Origin of the sequence: Sphingobacterium gobiense (assembly GCF_002980575.1) — a bacterium.
GTDB lineage: Bacteria > Bacteroidota > Bacteroidia > Sphingobacteriales > Sphingobacteriaceae > Sphingobacterium > Sphingobacterium gobiense.
In genome coordinates, this window is sequence record NZ_PVBS01000002.1 from 344,351 (window position 1) to 370,180 (window position 25,830).

General features: G+C 43.9%; 21 protein-coding genes. 9 read left to right on the top strand and 12 right to left on the bottom strand.

Translation table 11 applies throughout. The features are described from left to right. Positions 1-71: 71 nt before the first annotated feature. Complete coding sequence (locus C5749_RS10660) at positions 72-935, top strand: DUF808 domain-containing protein (protein WP_105725880.1); 864 nt, start codon at positions 72-74, stop codon at positions 933-935. Positions 936-976: 41 nt separating this feature from the next. On the opposite strand, the gene C5749_RS10665 is transcribed toward C5749_RS10660, so the two are convergent. Beyond that, on the bottom strand, positions 977-1,645 hold the full coding sequence (locus C5749_RS10665) for a peroxiredoxin family protein (protein WP_245893715.1): 669 nt from the start codon (positions 1,643-1,645) through the stop codon (positions 977-979). A gap of 144 nt (positions 1,646-1,789) precedes the next feature. Between C5749_RS10665 and C5749_RS10670 the strand changes: the two genes are divergently transcribed. Next, positions 1,790-2,668: a helix-turn-helix domain-containing protein gene (locus C5749_RS10670; RefSeq protein ID WP_105725884.1), complete on the top strand. Its 879-nt coding sequence runs from the start codon at positions 1,790-1,792 to the stop codon at positions 2,666-2,668. Positions 2,669-2,735: 67 nt separating this feature from the next. Here the strand turns inward: C5749_RS10670 and nagB are convergent, their stop codons facing one another. Next, a complete protein-coding gene (gene nagB, locus C5749_RS10675) occupies positions 2,736-4,658 on the bottom strand; it encodes a glucosamine-6-phosphate deaminase (protein WP_105726989.1) in 1,923 nt (640 codons plus the stop codon). A 279-nt stretch (positions 4,659-4,937) separates the two neighbouring features. Between nagB and C5749_RS10680 the strand changes: the two genes are divergently transcribed. From C5749_RS10680 to C5749_RS10705, 6 genes are all read left to right on the top strand, one after another. After that, the gene (locus C5749_RS10680) at positions 4,938-7,325 is read left to right on the top strand and encodes a TonB-dependent receptor (RefSeq protein ID WP_245893717.1); all 2,388 of its coding nucleotides are present in this window, start codon (positions 4,938-4,940) and stop codon (positions 7,323-7,325) included. A 25-nt stretch (positions 7,326-7,350) separates the two neighbouring features. Further along, positions 7,351-8,748 carry a hypothetical protein gene (locus C5749_RS10685; RefSeq protein ID WP_105725888.1) on the top strand — a complete coding sequence of 466 codons (1,398 nt, stop codon included), beginning with the start codon at positions 7,351-7,353 and terminating at the stop codon, positions 8,746-8,748. 117 nt (positions 8,749-8,865) lie between these two features. After that, positions 8,866-10,383, top strand: a complete 1,518-nt coding sequence (locus C5749_RS10690) for an ankyrin repeat domain-containing protein (protein ID WP_105725890.1) — start codon at positions 8,866-8,868, stop codon at positions 10,381-10,383. Between the two features lies 1 nt (position 10,384). Next, on the top strand, positions 10,385-10,867 hold the full coding sequence (locus C5749_RS10695; RefSeq protein ID WP_219847964.1) for a DUF2271 domain-containing protein: 483 nt from the start codon (positions 10,385-10,387) through the stop codon (positions 10,865-10,867). Between the two features lie 7 nt (positions 10,868-10,874). Continuing rightward, on the top strand, positions 10,875-13,058 hold the full coding sequence (locus C5749_RS10700) for a PepSY domain-containing protein (protein WP_105725892.1): 2,184 nt from the start codon (positions 10,875-10,877) through the stop codon (positions 13,056-13,058). 2 nt (positions 13,059-13,060) lie between these two features. Next, entirely contained in the window at positions 13,061-14,005 is a 945-nt protein-coding gene (locus C5749_RS10705) for an FAD:protein FMN transferase (protein WP_105725894.1), read from the top strand. A 28-nt stretch (positions 14,006-14,033) separates the two neighbouring features. On the opposite strand, the gene C5749_RS10710 is transcribed toward C5749_RS10705, so the two are convergent. Further along, positions 14,034-14,384 (bottom strand): phage holin family protein, encoded by a 351-nt coding sequence (locus C5749_RS10710; protein ID WP_105725896.1) that lies wholly within the window; start codon positions 14,382-14,384, stop codon positions 14,034-14,036. 189 nt (positions 14,385-14,573) lie between these two features. Here C5749_RS10710 and C5749_RS10715 point away from each other — a divergent pair, with 189 nt between their 5' ends. Next, the gene (locus C5749_RS10715) at positions 14,574-15,269 is read left to right on the top strand and encodes a Crp/Fnr family transcriptional regulator (RefSeq protein ID WP_105725898.1); all 696 of its coding nucleotides are present in this window, start codon (positions 14,574-14,576) and stop codon (positions 15,267-15,269) included. Here the strand turns inward: C5749_RS10715 and mobA are convergent. From mobA to C5749_RS10760, 9 genes are read right to left on the bottom strand one after another with little or no spacing between them, the layout of a single operon-like run. Further along, the gene (mobA, locus tag C5749_RS10720; RefSeq protein ID WP_105725900.1) at positions 15,252-15,875 is read right to left on the bottom strand and encodes a molybdenum cofactor guanylyltransferase; all 624 of its coding nucleotides are present in this window, start codon (positions 15,873-15,875) and stop codon (positions 15,252-15,254) included. The two genes, C5749_RS10715 and mobA, sit on opposite strands and share 18 nt — an antisense overlap. A 32-nt stretch (positions 15,876-15,907) precedes the next feature. After that, positions 15,908-16,336: a molybdenum cofactor biosynthesis protein MoaE gene (locus C5749_RS10725; RefSeq protein WP_245893718.1), complete on the bottom strand. Its 429-nt coding sequence runs from the start codon at positions 16,334-16,336 to the stop codon at positions 15,908-15,910. Next, positions 16,336-16,572, bottom strand: a complete 237-nt coding sequence (locus C5749_RS10730) for a MoaD/ThiS family protein (RefSeq protein ID WP_105725902.1) — start codon at positions 16,570-16,572, stop codon at positions 16,336-16,338. Before C5749_RS10730 ends, C5749_RS10725 begins: the two co-directional genes overlap by 1 nt. 2 nt (positions 16,573-16,574) lie before the next feature. Next, positions 16,575-17,525, bottom strand: a complete 951-nt coding sequence (gene moaA / locus C5749_RS10735; RefSeq protein WP_105725904.1) for a GTP 3',8-cyclase MoaA — start codon at positions 17,523-17,525, stop codon at positions 16,575-16,577. Then, positions 17,525-18,253 carry a sulfite exporter TauE/SafE family protein gene (locus tag C5749_RS10740; protein ID WP_105725906.1) on the bottom strand — a complete coding sequence of 243 codons (729 nt, stop codon included), beginning with the start codon at positions 18,251-18,253 and terminating at the stop codon, positions 17,525-17,527. Before C5749_RS10740 ends, moaA begins: the two co-directional genes overlap by 1 nt. A gap of 1 nt (position 18,254) precedes the next feature. Further along, positions 18,255-19,751, bottom strand: a complete 1,497-nt coding sequence (locus C5749_RS10745) for a rubredoxin (RefSeq protein WP_105725908.1) — start codon at positions 19,749-19,751, stop codon at positions 18,255-18,257. Further along, entirely contained in the window at positions 19,744-23,256 is a 3,513-nt protein-coding gene (locus C5749_RS10750; protein ID WP_105725910.1) for a nitrate reductase, read from the bottom strand. Before C5749_RS10750 ends, C5749_RS10745 begins: the two co-directional genes overlap by 8 nt. A 29-nt stretch (positions 23,257-23,285) precedes the next feature. Then, positions 23,286-24,608 carry an MFS transporter gene (locus C5749_RS10755; protein ID WP_105725912.1) on the bottom strand — a complete coding sequence of 441 codons (1,323 nt, stop codon included), beginning with the start codon at positions 24,606-24,608 and terminating at the stop codon, positions 23,286-23,288. A 12-nt stretch (positions 24,609-24,620) separates the two neighbouring features. After that, entirely contained in the window at positions 24,621-25,829 is a 1,209-nt protein-coding gene (locus C5749_RS10760; protein WP_105725914.1) for a molybdopterin molybdotransferase MoeA, read from the bottom strand. Between the last annotated feature and the right edge of the window lies 1 nt (position 25,830).

Genomic DNA, 25,830 nt, shown 5'->3' on the forward strand with positions numbered 1-25,830 from the left:
AATCTAAAACTACAACTTAAATATAAGATTATTTTCTATTTTTATTCCCTAATTATATAGAACAGAAGAATATGGCATCAGGTATTTTTGCGGTTTTGGATGATATTGCGGCGTTAATGGACGATGTAGCGGTGACGGCGAAGATCGCTACCCGTAAAACCGCAGGTATACTGGGGGACGACTTGGCTGTCAATGCAGAGAAAGCAACAGGCTTCTTGTCCTCTCGGGAACTGCCAGTGCTTTGGGCGATTACAAAGGGCTCGTTTATCAATAAGCTTATTATTGTTCCAATAGCTTTATTGCTGAACGCCTTTTTTCCAATCGCTATAAAGATCGCCTTAATTTTGGGCGGTTTTTATCTTGCTTATGAGGGGGCGGAAAAGATTATCGAATATTTCTTTCACCGGCCAAAAGATACGGGTGCCATCGTGAAAGAAAAAGAGAGAGAAAGTTTGGACGTGGAAAAAGCAAAAATCAGATCAGCGATAACAACCGATTTTATCCTTTCAGTGGAGATTGTTATCATCGCGTTAGGAACAGTTCTCGATAGGACCTTGACCATACAGATTCTGACTGTTTCTGTCGTGGCTCTGTTAGCAACAGTAGGTGTTTATGGTATTGTTGCACTTATTGTTCGTATGGATGATACTGGGTTCCGGTTGATTAAGTATAGTAACGGTAGAGGATTCTTTTTCAACGTCGGAAATTTGTTGGTCAAATCCTTGCCAGTGATTATTAAAACTTTGGCGATTATCGGTACTATCGCACTGATACTGGTTTCAGGTGGTATATTTGTACATAATATTGATTATATCCATCATCTTTTACCAGCGGTTCCCGCTATTATTAAGGAGTTTATGGTGGGGTTGATTGCGGGGGTATTGGTGGTTGCGATTGCAAAGGGGATTAAGGGCATTTTGAAGAAAGAGCGCTAACTGATACGTGTAGTATCGTTTGTGTAACCTTCCCCTGTTCCTTATTTCAATAGCTCCCCTAGTTTTGAGTCCAGTTCTTCTCCATGTAAGTTCCGTGCCACTATAATGCCCTCGGGGTCTACTAGAATATTCTGTGGAATCGCACGCACGCCGTATAACGTTCCTGCTGCATTCTGCCACGATTGTAAATCAGAGATATGTTTCCAGGTTAATTTATCTTTTTCAATAGCAGCGACCCAATCGTCAAGCTTACGGTCAAACGAAACGCCTAGAATTTCAAAATTCTTATCTTTAAATTTGGCATATGTTTTTACTAAATCGGGATTTGCCTTACGGCAATCTGGACACCAAGACGCCCAAAATTCAATGAGCACATATTTGCCTCGGAGATCCGAAAGAGAGAAAGGGTCACCTTCTGGAGTGAGTTGGGTAATAGCAGGTGCTTTTTTCCCCACAGAAGAATTTTCCAGTCGCTTGAGATAATAGCCAAACTGCTTGCCCTGCTTAGATTTTCGCACAGACTTGTCTAGGCCTTTAAATAACGTCTCCAGTTCTTTATAATCGGGATCGTATCCACCTACTCGCTGTATTGTTTTTAATGTTTCAACACTGGAAGGGTTGGCCTTGACTTGTGCGATTAGTTCTTCCTTCGTTTGCGCAAAAAGAAGCGTCGGAATGGCTAAAAGGAAAGTAAATATGTAGTTCTTCATTATTGATATCATTTATCTTATCAAAAGTAAAGAATTTTTATTTTCTACCCATTATCTTAGGTCAAGGCATTGTAAATTGAAGAGATAATTGCAAAACACAAAAATATCGGTATATTTGCTCTGTGTGGAATCAATCTAAATAAAATGGCCGGTAGTTGTGCGTTGATCGACACCCAATACGTTTTTCAATATCAATACATAAAAGGAAATGTGCTGTTTTCTTATCAAACAGAAAGAGCGTGTTATGTCAATGTTCTTTCCCATGATTGTTCGCAAACCGTTCATTACACCTTATCGCGATCACCCTATATATTGCCAGAAGGACACGGGGTTATTCACCATCTTGACGCGGAGGATACTATTGAAATACGAAGCAAAGACGAAAGTAACTATCTTGTCATTGTATTGATTGCTCCGGAAAGTCTTGATTTTTTTCATAATAAATATCAACGGGAATCGGTAAGGTTTGCAAAAGGTTTTGTCACTAGAAGTGATACGCGATTCCGACTTTTATTCGAACAACTTCATTCATTATCAGAGACGGATTTGCTTTACGGAATGCGTACGGAGTTGATTATTTTGGATTTTGTACTGCATCAAATCGAATCACTGGCTGTAGAAAGCGAAAGTACACAGCAGGTGATCATGGTTAAAGATCACTATGCAAAAATTCTACTTGCTAAAGAGATTATTGAAGAGGATTTGTCAAAGAACCGTAATATCCCCGAGCTCGCCAAACAGGTAGGTACTAATGTACAGTATTTAAAGAAATATTTTAAACAATATTTCGGTAAAACGGTCATGAATTACATCACGGAGAAGAAGATGGAATACGCCAAAGAACTTATCCTTACCGGCAACCACCGGATATCAGATGTGGCTCGCATGACAGGCTATAAACATGCTACCCACTTCACTACTGCTTTTAAAAAGTATTTTGGCTTCATTCCAAATTCCTTAAAATATAGTTTCCTGCTCCAACAGGGGACTGAAATTATGGTAGAGCTAGGCTATGTTTGGTAATTTTTATGAAATAATGGTAACAAGCGACGAGTAGATAGATTCCCGTCACTTGTTATTCCGTTATTTATTACTCAAATTTCCATCTCACGAAAGCCTCAATTGCCTCGTAATCTGCCAATCCTAGTTTATGATATAATTCCGCTGTTTCACTTGTTCGATTTTCCGCACGCACCCAAAATTCACGCGGATCGTCCCCTGGAAACACAGGCACATCTTTTTGGGATTGATGCTTGAAGATAGCTAGGCGCTTGCGTTTCACCTCTTGTGGAGAAAGTGGAACCGCCATTTCAATCTCGTGGATTGGATATTCGTGCCAAGCTCCCCGATATAGCCATAACCAGCAATCTTTCGTCCATTCATCTGTTTTTGACAGACGTTGCAAAGCTTCGAACAGTATATCAAAACATACCTTATGCGTCCCATGCGGATCCGCAAAGTCACCAGCAGCAAATACCTGATGCGGTTTTACTTTTCGGAGCAATCCCATCGTTTGCTGGATGTCATCTTCATAAGAAACCTCTTTGGAAAACTTACCGCGATCATAGAAAGGTAAATCTTGAAAATGAATGTTATCGTCTGGAAGCCCTACAAAACGAGCTCCTGCGATAGCCTCTCCTTTGCGTATTAATGCCTTAACTGTACGAATGATTTCCGGATCGACTTGGTTCGGCTGTTTTGTTTTGAAAAACTCTTTGGCTTCGTTATAGATTTTGGCCGTAACACCATTGTCGTCATCAACAGCGACAGCAAAATCTTGGACAAATTCGAGATATCGTAACACATCATCGTCCCAAACCGCCGTATTGCCTGAAGTTTGATAAGCAACATGCACATTATGTCCTTGATCAGCTAATCGGATAAATGTTCCCCCCATAGAAATAACATCGTCATCGGGGTGTGGTGAAAACAGGATAACGTTTTTTCGTCCCGGTTCTGCTCTTTCTGGACGATTGGTATCATCTACTCCTGGTTTTCCTCCCGGCCAGCCGGTAATGGTACGTTGCAATTCATTGAAAATTCTGATATTGATGCTGTACGCAGGCCCTTTTTCCGTTACGAGTTGAGCCATACCATTATTGTTGTAATCGTCATCGGTAAGCTTTAAGATGGCTTTATTCAGTTTCAATGATAGCCATACAACTGCTTTCTTTATCAGTGTGTCGGTCCACGTTACTTCATGTGCTAGCCAAGGTAGATCAAAACGCGTCAAATGTGACGCCGCGTCTCTATCCAGTATAAATTCTACCGAATCGGAAAGTTGGAGGTACGTGGCCGGTATGTCCGATGATATTTCGCCTTCTACGGCTTTTTTTACAATCTCTGCTTTTTTCTCATTCCAAGCCATGAGAACAATCTCTTTCGCTTTGAAGATCGTTCCAACCCCCATCGTCAGCGCTTTGGTGGGTACATTTTCTTTACCTCCAAAATCACGAGAAGCGTCACGACGTGTCAGGTCGTCCAATACGACTAAACGGGTACCTGAATTTGGTGCTGAACCCGGCTCATTAAACCCGATGTGTCCTGTCCGACCGATACCTAAAAGCTGAATATCGATACCTCCTAAATTGGATATTTTCTGTTCGTATGCTTCGCAATAGGCATGAATGGCATCCTCCGGCAGCGTACCATCGGGAATATTGATATGCTCTTGAAGCACATCGATATGGTCAAACAAATGTTTGTTCATAAAAGTCACATAACTTTGGGGAGCATCAGGTTTCATAGGATAATACTCGTCCAGATTGAATGTGACGACATTTTTAAAGCTTAATCCTTCTTCTTTGTGAAGACGAACCAGTTCTTTATAAACTTTAACCGGTGTGGCACCTGTAGCCAGCCCTAATACTGCCGTTTCGCCTTTTGCCTGCTTTTCTTTAATGATGGTAGCTATACGATTAGCAACATCCGCGGAAGCTTCGTCCTGATTAGCGTACACCTTAACCGGTACGCGTTCAAAACGAGTCTCCTCCAATAAGTTTAATCTTGCCATTAGGATAATTATATTGTTTACAACCTGAATAACAAATTTAACAATAAAAACCTTTCCAATCGAAGAAAGAAGCAAAATCATGCAAAAAAAAGCATAAATCAGGGGTGCAATCGGTTGTTTTATATATGCCCATTTTCCGAATCTGAATATTTATTTTCCGATTGCGTTATTTTCTTATTTAGAATAAATCTATATTTGCGCCGTATTACTATTTAGACCAGTTCTAAAATGAAGTTGGAAACATCGATATCATATATTGTAGTTTGTTTATTAACCTTAATGTCAATAACAGTTGTTGGGCAGCAGAGCACAATAACGGGAAAAATTCATCTGGCCTCCGGTGAATCCGTTAGCCATGCTACGGTACGGGTGAAAGGAACGGATATCAGTAGTATGTCCGATAAGAATGGTCAATATGCTTTAAATAATGTCCCTTATGGAAACCGAGAAATTCAAATTACAGCTATCGAGATTGAATCTAAAACAGTCCAGCTAAAAGTACATAAACCAATACACAATTTTTCCATTGCGGTATCGGCAACAGGTGATATTGCGATAGAAGGTGTAGAGGTAAGCCGGATGACGGAGAAAAAAGAGATGGAAACGAGTGGTTTTGCCGTGGCAGTTATTGAAACTAAAGAAGCTTCGCTTCGTAACCTTACAACTAATGAGTTGTTGGATCGCGCGGTGGGGGTAAGGGTGAGGCAAAATGGGGGCGTGGGGTCACAAGTTGAGTATAACTTAAATGGGATGTCGGGGAGTGCTGTTGGGATATTCCTCGATGGTACACCGATAGCAACCTTTGGGTCGTCTTTTAACCTAAATAATATTCCACCCGCGATGATCGAACGCATAGAGATCTACAAAGGTGTATTGCCATCACATTTGACGGGTGACTATGTCGGCGGAGCGATTAACGTGGTCATGAAGAAAGATGCATCCGCTAATAACATTACTGCCGCCGTGTCTTATGGTTCGTTTAATACTTATCAAGCCGACTTGAGTGGTATGTACAGAAACCAAAAATCAGGCTTTACGACAAGGGCATCCGGATTCTATACTTACACCGATAACAATTATGAAATGTGGGGTAAATTTGCGATGATCACTGATGCGGAGCAACGCCTCAAGCGATACCAACGCTTCAAACGATTTAACAATACCTATAAGTCTGTAGGAGGACGCTTTGAGGTTGGATTTACCGATGTGCCCTGGGCAGATCAGTTTTTTGTAGGGTATAATATATCCGATACGTATCGAGATATTCCACATGGTACAACAATGGCGCAGCCATATGTAGGTCGGTTTAATGAATATCAGGCACATGTATTTAGCTTGAATTACAATAAATCTAATTTTTTTATCGATGGTTTGGCACTTAATGTGAATGCCGTATATAGCAAAAGAAATACCTATTTGCAGGATACGGCTAGAACAATGTACAATTGGGATGGAACGCCGATGGTGCGGATACTTAATGGCGAACCTACGCCTTTGGTGAGGCGTCCTGGACAAGGACAACAGGGGGAGGCAGTGATGACCAGTATCGACCGCGATATTGTTAACATGCGGACAAACCTATCCTATACCGTAGCACACGGGCATCGCCTTTCGCTCAACCATAATCTGAATACCTCGCGTCGGGAAGATGAGGATCTATTAAATCCGAACGCGATAGTTACTGGCAATGATCGCCGGACGTCCACCAATATCTTCGGCTTTAATTACGAAGCGACAACATTCGGAGATAAGCTGAGAACGAACTTGTTGGCAAAGTATACGATTAATCAAAATCATTATACAAGTTCCAACGGTGGGATCACCACGTTGACCAACAGAAATCCTGGGTATGGTTTGACGGTTTCCTATAATGTGATTCCCAAACTGTTTCTGATTGCCTCCACGGAGAATACCGTTATTTCGGCAAGAGACGAGCAAATATTTGGAAGTCCGGAGAACAGTATATTAGAAAATCTGGATTTGAAGCCTGAGCGTAATGTCAATTATAATGCGGGTTTCCGATACACGGCATTCGAAGATCAGCGCAACCGACTTTCGCTTTACGCGAGTGCATTCTGGCGGAATGGATATGACAAAATCACGGTGCAGGCTGTTGATTCGGTGATTGTCGGACGTGAGAGCGATGCAAATATCGAAACAACAAGATATATTAATCTTGGAAAAACGCAATCAAGAGGGTTTGAGGCGGAGTTGACATACGTCTATAATAACAGACTTAGTGTACTAGTTAATTTATCGAGATTTAATTCCTTGATGAAGGTAAAATATGACGAAAATGGACGGTTAAACCGGTTATATAATCGGCAGTTGCCGAATGAACCGTATTTTATGGTTAATGCTAGTGCACAATATCGGATCGATAACCTGATCCAGAAACGATCTACGGTGAATTTTTTTTATAACTCGGGCTATGTAGCACCTTTTCAGACGGTCTGGATTGATTCGGACGGCTGGTTTACGACGCCGCGGCAATTCTATCATGATATCGGTGGAAGTTACCGTACACCAAATGGTCGGTTCATCGTCAGCGTAGATGTGAAAAATATCTTGAACGCAGAAGTATATGATAATTTCGGCGTGCAAAAACCCGGACGCGGGGTATACATGAAATTGAATTACATGCTTAATAACTTAACTGGAAAATAGTGATAATATAAAATATCAGTAGACAATGAAAAACAGAACTATAAAATCCCTTTTGTTCGGGTCTGTCCTTGCGCTAGGCGCAATGGTATCTTGTGAAAAAAATAATGGCCCTGATGATGGCTCTGATTCCGGCGCTTCAGGCCCGGATAATCAGCCGCGGCAGTTTATTACCTTAACAGCGGCAATTCCCGGATCTAATGGACGAGCCGGTGATGGCGGAACCTCAGCCTATGCGTTAACACTGGAGGAAGCGACCGATGCTACTAAGGAACTGGATATTTATACGAACGGTTATGGGTTGCGCTCACAAAGAACAGCACGTGTCCAAGGTTCTATCAACGGCAACTTCCTTTATAATATTCAGTACACAGGAACAAACGGCGGTGTGTTTAATAAATATCGTGTAACAGGTGGTGCTGATTTTGAAGACACCAACGAGGAATTAAATGTCGCGAGTATGTTGAGTACCTCGCCACGTTGGGTGAAAGCCGCCGAAGGTATTGGCGTGGGGGTAAAAATTGAAGGGGCGGAAGCGCCAATCGATCCGGCGAAAGCAGAGGTTGGTGAACAGACCTACGAGTACGTTCGCGGATCCGTTGATATTGCAATCATTGATTTAGATGACCCACGTGTGCCTAACTCCACCGAATTCGATTTCCCTTTCACGGATGAGGAAAAAGAGGCAGGTTATGCTGTAGGCCGGATTGATGTTCCTGTCATCAATGGGAATAAAATCTATATCGGCTGTGCACTTTCGAAGGTTGATCCTACAAAGGAGCCGGTTAGTTCCACCGACGATAATACCGGTGAAGTTTCATGGAGCTGGCAGGATGATTCCGAGAATATCCGTGGTACAGTGACCTTAGTAGTGGATTATCCATCATTGGCGAATCCAAAAGTAATCTGGTCCACCCAAAGTAAAGCTTCCAACAACAGCTATCGTACCATGACACAATACGTAGGTACCGATGGCCATGTATACCAGGCGACAGCTACCTCGGGTTCGCAGATCTTGCGTATTAATAGAAATACGGCGGACTACGATAATAGCTATAATTTTGACTTAAAAACAGCGTTAGGTACGCAGAATGATGTGCAGATTAAGGCGTGGAGATATATTGCCGATGGAATCGGTCTGGTGTTGTATACAGAAAGCAATGTCGATGGTGGATACCTGGCGTTGATTGATTTGAATGCCGTGACTGCCCGGAAATTGTCCACAGATAACGAATCGGACACCAATTTTTCGACTACCTTCGGGCAATATCAGAATATTGGGGTAGCAGGCAATTATGCTTATGTGCCGCTGACAGCTAGTGGAAAAGACGGTCATCTATACATTGTCAATTGGCGAACCGGTGATGTCACGAAAGGTATCAAGTTGAAGGGCGAGGTGGGAAGCCACTTCATTGGCGCGTATTAGTCCTCTACAAATCCTTGTCTAAAACATACAAAATCAGGCAAAGCCGTACGCTTTGCCTGATTTTGGCAAAAAAATATATGTATAAATTGCTGCTAACGCAGCGTAAAAAATTACGTCATGAAGAAAATTATTTTATCCGCATTCCTACTCGCGACTTTGGCTGCCACTGCACAGCAGACCGAAACCAATACCTTGATGGATGCTGATTTTTGGAAATCACAACCTACCATAGAACAGGTAAAAGCAGAAATTGCCAAAGGCAACAGTCCCTCGCAACCTAATGCCGCTTCTTGGGACCCAACTGCAAGGGCTATTCTTAATAATGCCCCTTTAGAAACCATAAAATTTATGGTAGAGCAAGAAGGTAATGGCGTAACCAAAAAGACGCACCATAGTGCCTCCTATTTGCACTGGGCAGCAGGGAGAGGAAATGCGGATTTGGTTGCCTACCTCATTGAAAAAGGATCGGATATCCATCTAAAAGATAGTCATGGACGTGCTGTCATCGAGAATGCTGCCGTGAGCGCTACCGATGACTTTTCTGTTTTGGAAGCACTGTTCAAAGCGGGTGTAGATCCGAAGCAGAAATTTGAGGATGGTGCGACATTATTATTATTAGGCGTTTCCACAGACAATAATCTTTTAAAATCAGACTATTTTGTGTCTAAAGGTCTATCCTACGAAGATACAGATGAATATGGAAGCACGGCCGTCGATTATGCAGCAAAATTGGGCAATAAAGCGTTAATCGAAAAATTAATTGCAAAGGGAATCCAGCCAACAAACCGTGCGCTTTTCTTTGCAACACAAGGATCAAGGATGCACCAAAATGGTGTCGATACCTATCAATACCTCGTTGAAGAACTGAAATTAGATCCGAAGGCTATTAATCCGAAAGACGGAGCGACAATCTTACACCCACTAGTGCGTCGCCCCAATAAGGAAGTCATCGATTATTTCTTAACGAAAGACGTAGATGTCAATAAACAAGACCGAGAGGGAAATACGGTACTGATGAATGCCGTAGTTGGTCGGGATGCGGAACTAGTGGCGGCTTTGATTCCTAAAACCAGCGACATCAATGCCGTCGATGTGAAAGGCGAATCTGCCTTGACCAAAGCGATGGCTAACGGCACGGCAGAGGTTGTGGCAATGTTGGTGAAACATGGTGCCGATGTTCAAGTGAAAGATAAAGATGGTTATAACCTGGCTTACTACTGGTTCAATTCCTACAGCGAAGGTCGTTTCGGCGGAGCAATGGGGACAACTTCGGGGCCTTCTCCAGCAGAGGAATTTGCAGCGAAACTCGATGTTTTGAAAAGCAACGGACTGGATGTGGCGGCTCCACAAACAAACGGCAGCTCGCTGTTCCACTTAGCAGTTGCGAACGAAAATGATACCTTAATCAAAAAAGCGGTCGAATTAGGTGCTGATATCAATGCGCAGGATGCGGAAGGTACCACGCCCTTACATAAGGCAGCCTTGATCGCCAAGGACGATAAGATCTTGAAAAACTTGGTGGCACTTGGAGCAAAAAAAGATCTGAAAACAGAGTTTGAAGAGACCGCTTATGAGCTTGCGGAACAAAATGAGTTCTTAAAAAGCAATAACGTCGCTATTGATTTCCTAAAGTAGTATGATGAAAAAAATAATATTAATCGCAGCGCTGTTGATGGGGCTATTTTCGATAGGCTCCTTTGCGCAAACGAGTAAATATAAATGCATGATCCAGATGGTGGGTTATGAAGGCGAGAAGGCTTATGTCATTATCTCACTGATTAATCCTAAAGGTGAGTACGAAAAGACGCTTTCGGTACTTGGACCAGATAAACAATGGTTCAATACCTTGAAAGAATGGTATAGATTTCAATCGAAAACGAAGGAGAATGTAAGCGCCGTAACCGGTGCTTCGGTGGGTGGTGGCGACCGTGCCGTGCGTACCATCGCAATCGATGATGCGAAACTGAATAAGGGCTATAAATTGCGCTTCGAATCGGCAGTGGAGGAGCAGAAATACCACGTCAAAGATGTGGAGCTTGATGTAACACCAGAAGGGCTATTAAAACGCGCTACCGGAACGGGTTATATCCGTTTCGTAAAACTTGTCAAGACACAGTAGAAGGAATATGACGGTATCCATCTGGCGATATGCGCATCTGGCTTTAGCCATTGTTTCTTCCTTGTTTTTGTTGATACTTTCGGTAACGGGCGTTATCTTGGCGATTGGAGCAGTAGAGGAAAAGACACTAGCGTATAAAGCCCATGATTTCGATCAGATAAACCTCGCACAGATGCTTCCGGCATTGTGGGAGGTTTATTCGGAAATCACGGAACTGCGGGTGGATCACAATCAGTTTGTCATCTTGGAAGGCTTCGACGAGGAGGGCAATAGCCTACAGGCGTATATCGATCCGAGAACCGGGGCTGTCTTGGGGGAAGTGAAGCCACAAAGCGATTTCATTCAATGGAATATTGCGTTGCACCGATCCTTGTTTTTAAAAGAAACCGGACGTATTATTGTTGGAATCGTTTCCTTCCTACTTTTTCTGATTACCGTCTCGGGGGGTATATTGATTGCCAAACGTCAACAGGGGCTACGAAATTTTTTCACCAAAATCAATAAAGATTTTTTCTCCCAATACTTTCATGTTGTCAGCGGAAGGATTTTTTTAATTCCGGTGCTGATGCTGGCCTTAACAGGTACGCATCTTTTTATGGTTAGGATTGGTCTGGTTGGTGGCGAAAATCAAACCGTTGACCACCTATTGAACGGAGAAACTCTGGAACAGAAAGATTTGGTCGAATTTCCCATTTTTCAGGAAACACTACTTGCTGATGTAGAGAAAATAGAATTTCCGTTTATCCCCGACGACCCCGACGAACGCTATGTGTTGAAGTTGAAGGATCGCGAATTGTCAATAAATCAGCTTACCGGCGAAATTGTGGAGGAAACCAAATACCCGTATAGCCTAATCTTAGAAAAACTTAGTCTTGATTTGCATACTGGACGAACAAACGCTATTTGGGCAATTATTCTGGGTTTTGCTTCGCTGAATATCCTGTTTTTTATTTATACCGGTTTTGTGATCACGTTTCGTAGAAAAGGGACGAAAGTAAAAAACAAGTTCAATGCATCCAATGCAACCTACGTGATTTTAGTAGGAACAGAAAACGGTAGTACATTATCTTTCGCCAACAAAATTCATCAGCAGTTGCTGGCATTGGGATATAAATCGTTTCTGACCGAAATGAACCGCTTCACACTTTTTCCGAAAGCAAAGCATTTTTTAATTTTCAGTTCTACTTATGGCTTGGGTACAGCGCCCGCAAACGCAACAGAGTTTGATAAGTTAATTACAAAGTTTCCACAACAGCAGCCCGTGCAGTATTCCGTCATTGGATTTGGATCAAAGACCTATCCCGATTTCTGTGGATACGTAAAGCACATTGATGGGCTTTTGGCAAAACAACCCTGGGCGGAACGACAACTTGATCTGTATACGATAAACGACCGTTCCGTAGCGGAATTTATTGCCTGGGTGAAGGCTTGGAACGGAAAAACATCCTGCGGGTTGAGCGTCACGCCTGCACAGTATTCAACCAAGATAACCGGATTGAAGAAGTTCAATGTATTGGAACGGTTGGAAGTGACTAAAGACAACGCCACTTTTAAGATTGTGCTCCAGCCACAAGGTAGACAGTCTTTCCAATCGGGGGATTTGTTAGCGATTTATCCCGCTGGCGATGGCCGGGAACGATTGTATTCTATCGGTAAGAAAGATGGAGATATCCAGCTTATGGTTAAGTTATACCCCAATGGATTGGGTTCTGAGTTTCTGTATAATTTAACCAAAGATCACAGCATATCTGCTCGGATTGTAGTTAACAAAGGTTTCCATTTCCCAAAGAAAGCCCCGGCTGTTGTTATGATTGCGAATGGTACAGGTATTGCGCCTTTTCTCGGCATGATTGAAGAAAATAAAAAGAAGATACCCGTCCGGCTATATGCAGGTTTCCGATATAACAACGCGCTTTCCAAACAGTATCGTCAATTTGCGGATGAGGCCATAACTTCCGGAAAGCTCATCGATTTCCAGATGGCTTTTTCAAGGGAAGAAGAGCGAAAATATGTAATGGATTTAATTAGAGAGGATATTGCTTTCTTTTCTGAATTACTGAAGAATGAAGGCGTCATCATGATTTGTGGGTCACTGGCAATGCAAAAAGATGTAGAGGAAATACTTGCCGACATTTGCATAACCAGAGACTTGGGCAATTATAAAGGACAGATTTTAACGGATTGCTACTGAGGATGAAACCTGTACCAATAGTTTTCTTTTTGCTCATAGTGACTGTGCTGAATGGTTTTTCTCAGCAGATCTTTGAGAAACAAACGACGCAGATGGGATCGGTTTTTGGATTCGTTTTGGTGGAAAATGATTCCGCACAGGTACAACAATATTTTCAGTTAGTGGCCGATGAAATAGAACGTATTGAAAACCTCATTTCCGAGTGGAGGCCACATACCCAGATTTCACAGGTAAACCGAAATGCAGGTATCCGGCCGGTGAAGGTTGACCGTGAAGTTTTTGAGTTGACACAACGCGCTATTGAATATTCCCGTCTTACAGAGGGCGCCTTTGACATCAGTATCGCTGCTTTGGACAAGATCTGGCTTTTTGACGGAAGTATGGAACGATTGCCCTCTGATGATGTAATCCGTAATTCTGTGCGACATGTAGGATACCAGCACGTTATTTTGGATAGTACAAACGTTACTATTTTTCTAGAAAAGAAGGGGATGAAAATTGGTTTTGGTTCGATTGGAAAAGGCTATGCGGCAGACAAAGGCCGGGAATTGTTGCAATCTATGGGGGTTGTAGGTGGGATAGTCAACGCTTCCGGTGATCTTTCGGCTTGGGGTACACAACCCGACAGCCAGCCTTGGAAAATAGGCGTACGTAATCCATTCAAAACCCATGAGATGATCAAGGTCTTGAAACTTCGATTTGGTGCGGCAGCAACATCTGGAAGCTATGAAAAGTTTGCCGAAATAGGCGGTAACCGCTATGCACATATTATAAACCCAAAAACCGGTTGGCCATCGACAGGGTTGACGAGTGTTACCGTTTGGGGAGCATCTGCGGAATTTGCCAATTTTCTAAGCACGTCTATTATGGTTTTAGGCAACAAAAACGGCAAAAAACTTCTTGAAAAATTTCCCGATTATAAAGCAATTATTGTCAAAGATAGATAATAGGGTCGTTAATCTTAGGATAACGTGCTCAGCGTCTTTTATCCCTCCCGATGCTGCCAATAATCATTTCAATGATAGCTACAACAATAGCAAATAACGATGCGGTCCAGAAGCCATTTACGTCAAATTTGCTTCCCATGAGCTTATCGCTTAACAAGACCATTAATACAGTGATAATAAAGGAAACAAGCCCAAACGTCAGCCAGTTTAGGGGAAAAGTGAATAATCTTAAGATACCCCCAACAATGGCATTTACTAATCCAATAACTAAACCTGTTACGATTGCCCACCCAAAGCCGGCTACTTGTGCCCCGGGGACAATATAGGCCGCAATGGCAATCACTAAGCCTGTAATAAATAAATTGATAATAAACCTCATAATAAGTTGTGTGCTAACGTAATTTTATTATTTATAATTACTCAAAAAAAGTGCCAAAGCTTAGAATAACAATGGTTAGGTGTAAGGTGAATTTCTAGTGCGCTTTCAAATGCTGAAGGTAGAAATGGGGAATAATACGATAAAAAGATTATTATTGTAAGCAGAAGAGAACAATCTTAGGATAAGCAGATGAGCAAAAAACTGAAGGTATGTGATCATTCCTGTTTTATGTGTAGGTATGTAGTACCGGACTGGTGGGAGAATATCGATATACGGCGACAAATAATCAAGGTAAAAAAGGGACAACGGTTTATAGATGAAGGGACGGACGCCGAGGGGGTATATTTTGTGCAGGAGGGATTAGTAAAAGTACATAAACGTTGGGGTGATAAAGAGAGCATCGTCCGTTTTGCCAAGAAAGGAGATATTATTGGGCATCGCGGCATGGCTAGGGAAAAATCTATTTTTCCGATATCGGCCACTTGTCTTGAAAATACAATATTATGTTTCATACCGATTGATTTCTTTAAATCGCTGCTGAAAACAAATCCTTCATTGACCTATGAATTGTTGATGTTTTATGCGGATGAGTTGCAGCTCTCCGAGCAAAAAGTAACCAACCAGGCTCATTTGTCTGTAAAAGGCAGGCTCGCATGGAGTTTTCTTCTCTTAGAAGAGAAGATGGGAACTGATGAGAATGGGCGCATCAGGCTGGTGTTATCTAAGACGGATTTGGCAGCTTATGTAGGCTCAACCTATGAAAGTGTGTACCGCATGATTGCTGAGCTGGAGGCGGAAGGAGCTATAGAGGTATTCCATAAACGTATCAAAATAAAAGATAGAGAAATACTGCTTTCTAATAGTGCCTCATTGGAGCCTCAATGAGTTGGTTTTTTGCCATTTACGGATGCTGTCGGGCGTGTTGTAGTTCCGGAAATCTTTTGCGTTCCCAGAAGCAGGGAGTCTGACCGCGCAAAGATTTTTTATAGCACGCTTTACGGAAAAGTTAGTCAGGTACCCATGTTGGTAATCGATGAATAATTTTTGTAGTCCGGAAACGGTATAAATGGCACACAAGGGTTCTATCTGTTCATTTTTTGCATAGAGATATATGTCAGCTCCCACAATCTGTCGACGAATGTCCAACAGTCGCTGTAATAGCGGCGTTTCTATATCAATCATATCACAGGGTAGCACGAAGAGGTCTGCTTCGGGAAACAATTGGTGGGTACTCAACAAACCGGCCAAAGGGCCTTTTACATCGACTTGATCGGTAATCAACGTTTCAGGAGAAAAAATCTGACGATAAGTGCTCTCCTGGAGGGGATTAATAGAAAAATAGATTTTCAGGCCCAGACGTTCTAACCTGTCACTCATATGTCTGGCCCAGGTACAGCCATCCTTCCGTAACTGTCCTTTGTCAGTTCCCATACGACTGCTTTTACCTCCGCATAGCACTAATCCTAGCAAGGTGTGTGTTGTGTTTTCCATTGATAAATAGTATAGATATCCATGTCGTCCGTTTACTTCTGCTGACAGGAGCAATGTCCTCCCCAGGCCCGCTCACCGTCCACGAAATGCTCACATTTCCATAGGGGAACATGATGTTTGATACGGTCAATGATATACTGATTGGCTGCGTAGGCTTCCTCACGATGGGCAGCAGCAGTAATGACCACCACGGCTGTTTCCATGACCGAAACCTTACCTAGCCGATGGACGGCGATAGCAACTTGTAGCCCCCAACGTTGTTTTGCCTCATCCAGTAATGCGGCAATCATCTTGTTGGCCATCTGGTCGGCAGCTTCATAGTAAAGATGCGAGACTTCCTTTCCTTGGTGGTTATTCCGTACTTCACCGCTAAACAGCACAACTCCCCCGGCTTCTGGATGATGCGCCTGCTCCCAAAGTGTCATGACATCAATTTTCTCGGTGCTAAGATGTGTCATCATTAGCCTCCGCTGCTGGGTGGAATGACCAAGACAATGTCGCCGTGATGGGGTCGGTAATCTTCATCGATAAACGTATCATCTACCGCAAACCGGCATTGCTCCAGCAACGCAGATGCTAAGGGTTTCTGACCACGCAGGTATCGGCGTAAACTCCCGATATCGTTGGGAATCTCTTCTAAACTCATGACCGCAGGAAAGTAGTCTTTCAATCCTGCAAAAAATTCCAAAGTAATCATATTTATCCTCCAATTGTTAACATGCTCATTTCGCTTCCGGAAAACTGCATTTGTTTTTGCCCGAGTGCAGCGTATAAACCCGCTTCTAATCCTTTCTGACTGCTGACCTCCCGAAGAGGTATGGGCGTATTACTACTTAAACAGCCATAAATATTTCCTTGAGCATCTAATCGCAGACGATTGCAGTCGGCACAAAAAGGATGGCTGTCATTGGCAATGATTCCGAAGCTATAACCGCAAGCGGTGTTCCAGTACGTTGCGGTGTCTCCGTATTTCTTTGCCTGTTCGTCGATCGTATAGACACTACTTATTCTTTCCAGCAGGGCTTGCCTCGAGAAAAACTTGCTGTCTGTATCACCAAATAGATGACCCATGCCCATCAATTCCAAAAAGCGTATTTTAATGCCATGCCTAAAGGCAAAATCTAGTAAAGGTAGAATCTCCTGATCGTTTTCACCGGCCATAACCACCGTATTAATTTTTACCTCCAATCCCATCTTTTGCGCGGCTATTATTCCTTCGATTACCTGTTTTAGCCCCGCCCGTTTTGTTACCCTATAGAAAGAACTTTCGGATAATGCATCCAGCGAGACATTGACAGACCGAAGACCGGCTTCTTGGAGAGAAGAAACTTTTTTCGCCAGCAAGAAACCGTTTGTCGTCATCTTAATATCATGGATACCCAATTGTCGAATACCCGTTACTAATTTGGGAAGATCGGGGTAGAGAAGTGGCTCACCGCCTGTTAAACGAATCGTCTGTAGATGTAATACATCGTGCAAACGACCTATGAGATCGACGAGCTCATCGCTGGACAACACAACGGGTTTTTGTATGGCTGCGGTGAGTCCATCTTCATATACACAATAGGTGCACGCAAAGTTGCATTTATCAAGCAGGCTCACGCGCAGGACTTTGAATGATCTTCCGATATGGTCTGTCAATTTGCACATTAGATGAAAAATAATAGTTTACAACAAGCGATCAGGAGCACTGCGCTCAGCAACGAGCGTACGGTTGCCATAGGAAAACGTGCACTACCAAAATATGCGCCCGTAAATCCCCCGGCAGCTGCCGCACAAAACCAGATGGCGAAGGATGTATCGATGTATATCGGGGTAGTATTACCTAACAGACCGCTGAAAGAATTTAACGTTATAAAAATGGCGGAGGTAGCGGCAGCCTCCTTGGCATTGGCCCAGCCCAATAAAATAAGCAACGGGCTTAAAAAGATACCGCCACCGATATGGAGCATACCCGATAGGAGGCCGATAATGGCGCCTATGAATAATGCCAGCGTTATATTTACCGTTTTGCGTTCTGGGTGCTCTTTGGGCGTTATGCCCAGCAGCCGGATGATAGGCAATATCAAGGCAAGTCCAAGTAGTATAAAATAGACTTTCCCTTCAAGGGCATATCGGGCACCCAGGAATGCCGTTGGAATAGAGGTGATCAAAAATGGCCAGCAGGTAGACCATCTGAAGTATCCGGCACGCCGAAACTGGATGAATCCTGTGCTGGCAACGAGCATATTGAGCATGAGAATAAGCGGCTTGTATTGCGCTACCGGGATGGAAAAAATAGAAAAGACAGCAATGTAACCGCTGGCACCTCCGTGCCCAACAGAGGCATACAAGAAGCCAACAACAAATAGGACGAATGCGATATAATAGAGTTCCATGTCAGTGCTTTAAAGGTGTGGTGTTGATGTGATCAAATGCTATAAATTCTCTTTTGGGAGAACCGCATAGACCACAGGTATAATCTGCAGGTAGATCGTCGAAGGCGATACCTGGTTCTATTGATGCTAATACATCCCCATAAGCGGGATCATAAATACTGAGGCAATGTGGGCAGCGGAATAAGGATTGCTGCGGGGCACTATGCGAAAACTCCGGTAAATCGGAGGGATGATGTTCAGGTTCCGGATTGCTGTTTTGTAATGTGGCATCATAAAAGCAATCACAAAGTGTTTTTAGCGTCGCGGGTAACGATTTCTCTGTTACGCGTTGTTTAAAGAGAACAAGGTTATAAGAGTTGGCCTTGAAATCTTGCGTGTGGAAAACATCGAAGTAAGGTTCACTGTTGCCATCGTTAATCTGTTTGATGATAATCGAACCCCAGATGCCACTGTTTGATCCAATCTTAATGCCAAAACAAAGTCGGTAAGTTCGAATATTCCAGCGATCAAAATACCTGACGATGGAACGCTTCAACTTTAGTGCTGGTTCGCACCAGTCTTCGATTTGCCAGTTTAGTTCGTTGGAGGCGTGGCGCAAGTTAATACGGTGTTTGTCGAGAATGATATCCCATTCTTTACGATCTTGTTGTCGGATGTCTTTAATAATGAGTGACCGCCAGGGCGTCGTATATATCTGACCTACCCGAGATGTTTGGCAAACGTTGCAAACGTCCAGCAAAAAGGAAACGGTGTAACACTCGTCTGGCCGATAAATGCCTAGCCAATATTTATCGTCATATTGGTTAAAACCTTCATAATAGGGAAGACGGAAATCCGATTCTGTTAACGGTTCTTGGACTTGTTGAAAATGAAATGCACCCGACGCTTTAATTTTTAATTCCAGATCCGCACATACAGGAGTAATGTCGTCTTCTGCTATATCTTTGTTATCCATTATGGCGCTTTCCAGTTCCTTGCTGATGGCGGCAATATCCATGGAATAAATGATTGATGACCAGCTTCTTACTTGATTTGTTTTGGGCCATCGGATATAGACATGCCAATAATTGCCTACTCCGGAGGAAACAAAATTCAAATTACCGGTATAATAAGATACAAACGACTGATTCGCATCTACAATGTTGATCTTTAGTTTGGGCGTATATTCAAAGGACGCTAAAATATCTTTATAAATTCCCTCTCTCAGCCAATGTGGCTGATTGTAAAGACCATCGGCCACATAAGAACTCACGATATTTGGATAGTGATTTTCATTTACTTCATACAGCAGTTCTTGATTAAAGAGCTGATATTCGATATCTTCCATTTGTGTTGGAGTGGCTGAAAAAAGCAGTTGTTGGCGTGTGCCGATCTTCACGGTTTTAACCCCTGTTGCATGAGCTGCTTCCAGTATAGCCTTGAAATCACCCACCGATACATAACCTCCAGGTAGATTGATTTTCACGCGTTTCCATTCCTGTTGTATCTGCTTAGCCATTCGTGACCTCCATTTCTTCTTTTTCTGCTAAAAAATTATCCAAAATTGCCATCACCTGCGGACGACATGAACCGCATCCTGTTCCGGCACCACTGGTTTCGCATAATGTTTTCAGCTCTGTGCATCCGGATTGGATGAGCTTAGACAGATTCCCCTCTCCAATTTGGCTACAGCTGCAAATCAACTTACCGATAACCGGTTCTTTTGCACTGCCGCTGCGTAAAAGCTGCAGACGTTTTTCACTGAGTTCTGTTTTGTTGGTGATCAGGTCTTTGAATTCTAGAAATTCATTCTTATCACCAATAAGTACAGCACCTACTAAGCGATCTTGATGAATAATACATTTTTTATAATAGCGCTTTGCCTTGTCAATAAATACGATCTCTTCATATTCCTCGTTTAGACAGTCGACTACGCCAATACTACAAAGATCGAAGCCCTGTATTTTGATGATGTTCATAAAGACAGAACCTGGATATATACTGCCGATGTCGCCGTTATGATAACGGGCCACCACAGCACTTTGCTGTTCGGCAGCAGCCGAAAAACCGTACAAGATCCCTTCAAATTCGGCAATTTCACCGATAGCGTAGATAGCGGGATCACTGGTTTGTAATCTATTGTTTACCACCACACCACGCTGACAGTGCAATCCGGCGGCTTTTGCGAGCTCAATGTTAGGCGTCGTGCCGATAGCAACGATAACAGCATCGCATTTGATCTGTCGGCCACTCTTCAATTCCACCTTATTGACTTTGTTTCTGCCGTAATAGAGCTGCACCTCATCGTTATAAAAGACATCGCAGCCTTGGTCAATCATCTCTTCATGGAGCAGTTGACTGCCGAGTACATCCAATTGCCGATTCAAAAAGCGCGAAACACGCTGGACAACCGTAACCTGTACGTCCATCTCCCGCAAACTCGCCGCCATCTCCAAGCCCAGCAATCCGCCCCCGATAATGACGACAGAAGCATTCTTGCGGAGGAATTTACGGAGATTATCAGCATCCGACCGATGTCTGATGCTGAATATCCCCGGTAACGATGGAATATCCTTGGGCATGGCCGATCGACTGCCGGTGCCGAGAATCAAGGTGTCATAAGGTGTTTTTATTCCTCTTGAATCTTCAACGTATTTATGCTCGCGATCGATACGGGTCACGGTAACGCCTCTGATATGGTTGATATGGTAGACATTTTTTTCTTCCTCATCCCGCATTTTGACGAGCTCCTCCCATTGTTGGTCGCCGCTTACATAATGTGGTAGCATGACCCGGTTGTAAAAGGGTAGGTTTTCATTGCTGATTACCGTTATCTCGTCGGTGGTGTTGATTTCCCGAAAAGCTTTTACAAAACCGAAAGCCCCGGCCCCGGCACCGACAATAACGATGTGCTCAAAGGGCTTTTCGTAAGGAACGACTTGCACGGCGCAGAATTTGAAATCGGGTTCTTTTGAAATGGGATCGAGCAGCGGGTTGGTGAGGTTATTTGCCCGATGTAAGTCCGTATCACCGAGCTTTCCCCAGTGCATGGGTAAAAAGACACATCCCGGTTTTATGCTGGTGCTGAGGCTGGCCTTGACGCGTACATTACCGCGACGTGAGGTGATTTCGACCAGTTGTCCCTCCGTTACGCCGAGCCGTTCTGCATCCTCGCGATGGATTTCGAGTTGAGATTCGCTGATATGCTGTTTCAGCTTACTGACTTTGCCCGTCTTGGACATGGTATGCCATTGGTCGCGTATGCGTCCGGTGGTCAGAATAAAGGGAAAGGCCGTATCTGGTAACTCGCTATGGAGATCCGTATCCGGACTGTGGATAATGGCTTTCCGGGACGGCGTATAGAAGTCATGGTCGGTAAATAAACGCGTTGTTCCTGTTTTTCGCCGTTTATTATAGGGCCATTGAATGGTTTTATGCTTGTCAATCTTCGTATAATCCAGACCTTCGATATGCAGATTTGTTCTGGCTGTGAGTCGCGTATGTTCTTTGTATATGGCTTCGGTGTTTGGATACTCAAAACCTGCAAATCCCATTTTTTTGGCAAAACGACAGATAATTTCGGCGTCAGGAAGTGCTTCGCCCGGCGGGTCGATGATTTTGTGCAAATGACTGATCCGGCGTTCGGAATTAGTCATCGTTCCTTCTTTTTCTGCCCAAGCAGCTGCGGGCAAAATGACATCGGCATAAGCTAAGGTTTGGGGCTTGTTACTGATCTCCTGCACCACGACAAATTTAGCCTTTTCCAAGGCCTGTTCTACTGTTCGCGTATCGGGTAGGCTTGTCAAGGGATTGGTACATAATATCCAGACGGCTTTCAGCTTGCCGTCGGCCAATGCCTCAAACATTTCGGTAGCTGTAAGCCCCGGTTTGTCGGATAGCGTGGTTCCTCCCCAAAAATCAGCCACTTCCTGCCGGTGCGCCTCGTTTTTTAGATCACGATGTGCGGGCAGCAAATTGGCCAGACCGCCGACCTCCCGGCCTCCCATCGCATTTGGTTGGCCCGTCAACGAGAAAGGCCCTGAGCCTGGTTTGCCGATTTTTCCGGTAATCAAGTTTAGATTAATGAGAGACAGATTTTTATCCACACCTTTCACACTCTGGTTAAGGCCCATTGTCCACATGGTCAATAGTGTTTTCGACTCGCTGATATAGGTTGCGGCTTGACGGATTTCATATTCAGGTATTCGGCAGATATGCGCCGCTTCAGTCACGGTGCGCTCAAATACCCGTGCTTTGTAATCTTCAAACCCCTCTGTATGGTGCGCTATAAAATGGTTGTCAATAGCATCCTGCTCAATTAGCATCCTGCCAATAGCATAATTCAAAACCATATCTGTACCCGGTTGGATCTGTAGGTGTAGATCGGCAATAGCTGCTGAATCCGTTTTTCGGGGATCAACCACAATGATTTTTGTGTCTGGATGATTTGCTTTGTGAGCTTCTACCCGACGCCAGAGAATGGGATGGCACCAAGCGGGGTTGGCTCCTTCCACCAAAAAGCAGTCGGAGAGTTCAATGTCATCGTAGCATATAGGCACAGAGTCCTCCCCAAGCACCATTTTGTAGGCTGCAACGGCACTACTCATGCATAGGCGTGAATTGGTGTCTATGTTGTTGCTGCCTATAAAACCTTTTATCAGTTTGTTGATGACGTAATATTCTTCCGTGAGGCATTGACCGGATGCGTAAAAGGCTACCGCATCCGGACCGTATTTATCTATCATCGTACGGAATACAGCTGCTGTACGGGTGAGTGCATCTTCCCAGCTGACCCGTTGCATCGGCATATTGCGATGATATCGCATTTGTGGATAAAGTAGGCGGTCGGACTTATCGTTGACCGTATACTGCAGATTCATGCCCTTGCTGCATAATTTCCCCCGATTAACTGGATGTTCTTCGTCACCTATTACCGTCACCGTGTTGTGTTTGTCTAGCTGAATTTTCACACCGCATCCGACACCGCAATAACAACAGGTACTTGTTACTTCTGTTTCTTTCATGTCTGACAAAAGGCAAATCAATTCCTATTTTACTGTTGAAAGTCGAGCTTTCCTGTCTCTATACTATTCTTGACTGCTGGCTTTGGCTGGAATTTAGTCAGCGTGACTAATAAACCGATGAACACGACCCCCGCGCCGATATATTGGAAGGCATCGGCATAGGTCAGGTTTTCGGATTTGAACAGAAAGCCAACCAACATGGCGCCAATGTTTCCACCGGCACCTACTATACCGCTGACGACACCAATATTATCTTTGTTGATAAAAGGGACGATACCGTAGGTACAGCCATTGGCCATCTTTAGAAACAAGGCGAAGATCAACATGGAAATAACGGCAAAAACCAACGTACCCGAAGCCGCAAACAACGCGATACCCAAACCTTCCAAAACCAAAAGCAGTCCTAACAATGTCCCTTTTCCTTTTAGCCCGAATCGCTTGCCGACTTTGTCACTTACGATACCTCCCAGTGCACGGGCAAAAATATTCATGCCGCCGAATATACCGGCCATAGCCCCCGCTACAATGATACTCGTGCCAAAACGATCTATAAAAAATATGGCTGCTACATTATCTACGGTAATCTCGATGCCGAAGCAGGCGGCATAAGCGAGTGTCAATACCCATACGCGATAGTCCTGTAATGCTTCTACAAGTGATCCCTTGCTTTTCTTCTGATGGGTAGATGCAGCTGTTTTCTGCAAATCGCTGAAATTGCCGGAAGGCGTATCGGTTGTGTATCGATAGTAAATAAAAGCCATGATGAGCAGGATGACGCCGGGAACAACCATGGCGAGCCTCCAGGAATCTGCTTCGCTAACAAAGCCCATCGCAGCAAAACCCGCAGCAATTAACGGCATAACCAAATTGGTAACGCCACCGCCGAGGTTTCCCCATCCACCGGTTACCGCATTGGCGGTGCCGACAATATTGGGCGCAAACATCATGGATGTATGGAATTGGGTGATGACGAAAGAAGCTCCAACAATTCCTATACAGAATCTAAATAGCAAAAAAGAAGCATAGCTGTTACTGAGGCCGATCAACATAATCGGAATAGCCCCTACAACTAATAAAATGGTATAGGTAAGGCGTGGTCCCAGTGTGTCGCACAACTTCCCGATCAATAAACGGGCAATAATGGTGGCGGAGACGGACGCTATAATGATATTACCGACCTCGCTTTTGGTCAAATTCAGCTGATCGCGGATCATGGGCATCAAAGGCGCGACACCAAACCATCCGAAGAAACAGAAAAAGAACGTTATCCAAGTGATATGGAATGTACGCATTTGAACGCCTTTGAATGAAAAGATGTTGAGCTTTGAAAGGGGAGATTGGTTCTGTTGCATCGTTAGTATGTTTTAAATGAGATAAAAAATAGGATGTAAAGAGAGTACCGGTATGCTGTCGTTTTCTGCAATTACGTGTTTGTTATGGACATGCCAGCCGATACCATCGCATCCGACAGTGGCTGTTATATCTCCGGAGCCATGGTGAGGCTTCCAGGTGTATCCATATTCCCCAGCACGCCGAAAAACAGGAAAAAACTCATCGAGCGAAGATTTCTTAAATCTGGGAATCGTTAATGTCGACGTTTGGAAGCGTTCGTTCGTAAACCCCAGACATCCGTGGAGATACTCCTCTACAAATAGTTTGAAGGTCATGAAACAGGATAAGGGATTTCCGGGTAACGCAAATAGGATCTTGCCCTCTGGTAAGAATCCGACCAAAAGCGGTTTGCCGGGCTTAATGGAGACTTTATGAAATAGTATCTCTACGCCCAGTTCTCGTAAAATCTGGGGCACATGATCGGCATCGCCAGCAGAAACACCGCCGTTAATCAGGATGAGTTGCTGCTCCATGGCTTGTTTCAGGGCCGCTGATAACGCTTTGGGTTCATCAGACACATGCTGACAAGACCGAATGGGCAATTGCCATTGTTCGCAAAGCGCGCGCAATAGATATTGATTACTGTTGCGAATTTGAAAGTGTTCTGGTTGCTGATCAATATCGACCACTTCATTGCCGGTTGTGACAATCCCTACTGTGGGCATGTTATAAACGGGTGCTTGGTGGACGCCCAAAGCGGCTAATGTTCCGATCAGCGAGATATCACAAACCCGGGGCGCGGTAACGGCCAGTTCGTTTTTCTGTAGGTCTTCGCCTCGTTGTGCAAGGTGTTGCCCACGCGAGATAGATTCACAGCGAATAAGAGCCGTACCATTTGGTGTAAAGGTAAGGTCCTCTTTCCTGATAATGGTGTCTGCGGGAACAGGGCAAGCGGCGCCGGTCATGATCTTATAGCATTCGCCGGTTGCAATAGTTATAGGTGTTTCCATACCGGCAAAAATTGTTGTCCGAATACGAAATTCCCGGATGCCGTTATTCCAGTCATCGATGCATATGGCTATTCCATCCATCGCTGCACGATGGAATGGAGGATAATCTCTATCTGCGAAGATGGGATGGGCCAGTATGCGATTTAATGCTTGGGCGAGAGGGATGCTTTCTGTGGGAAGCTGCTCCGCCACGCTTCGAATCTTGTCCCGGGCTTCCAGATAGGTCAGCATA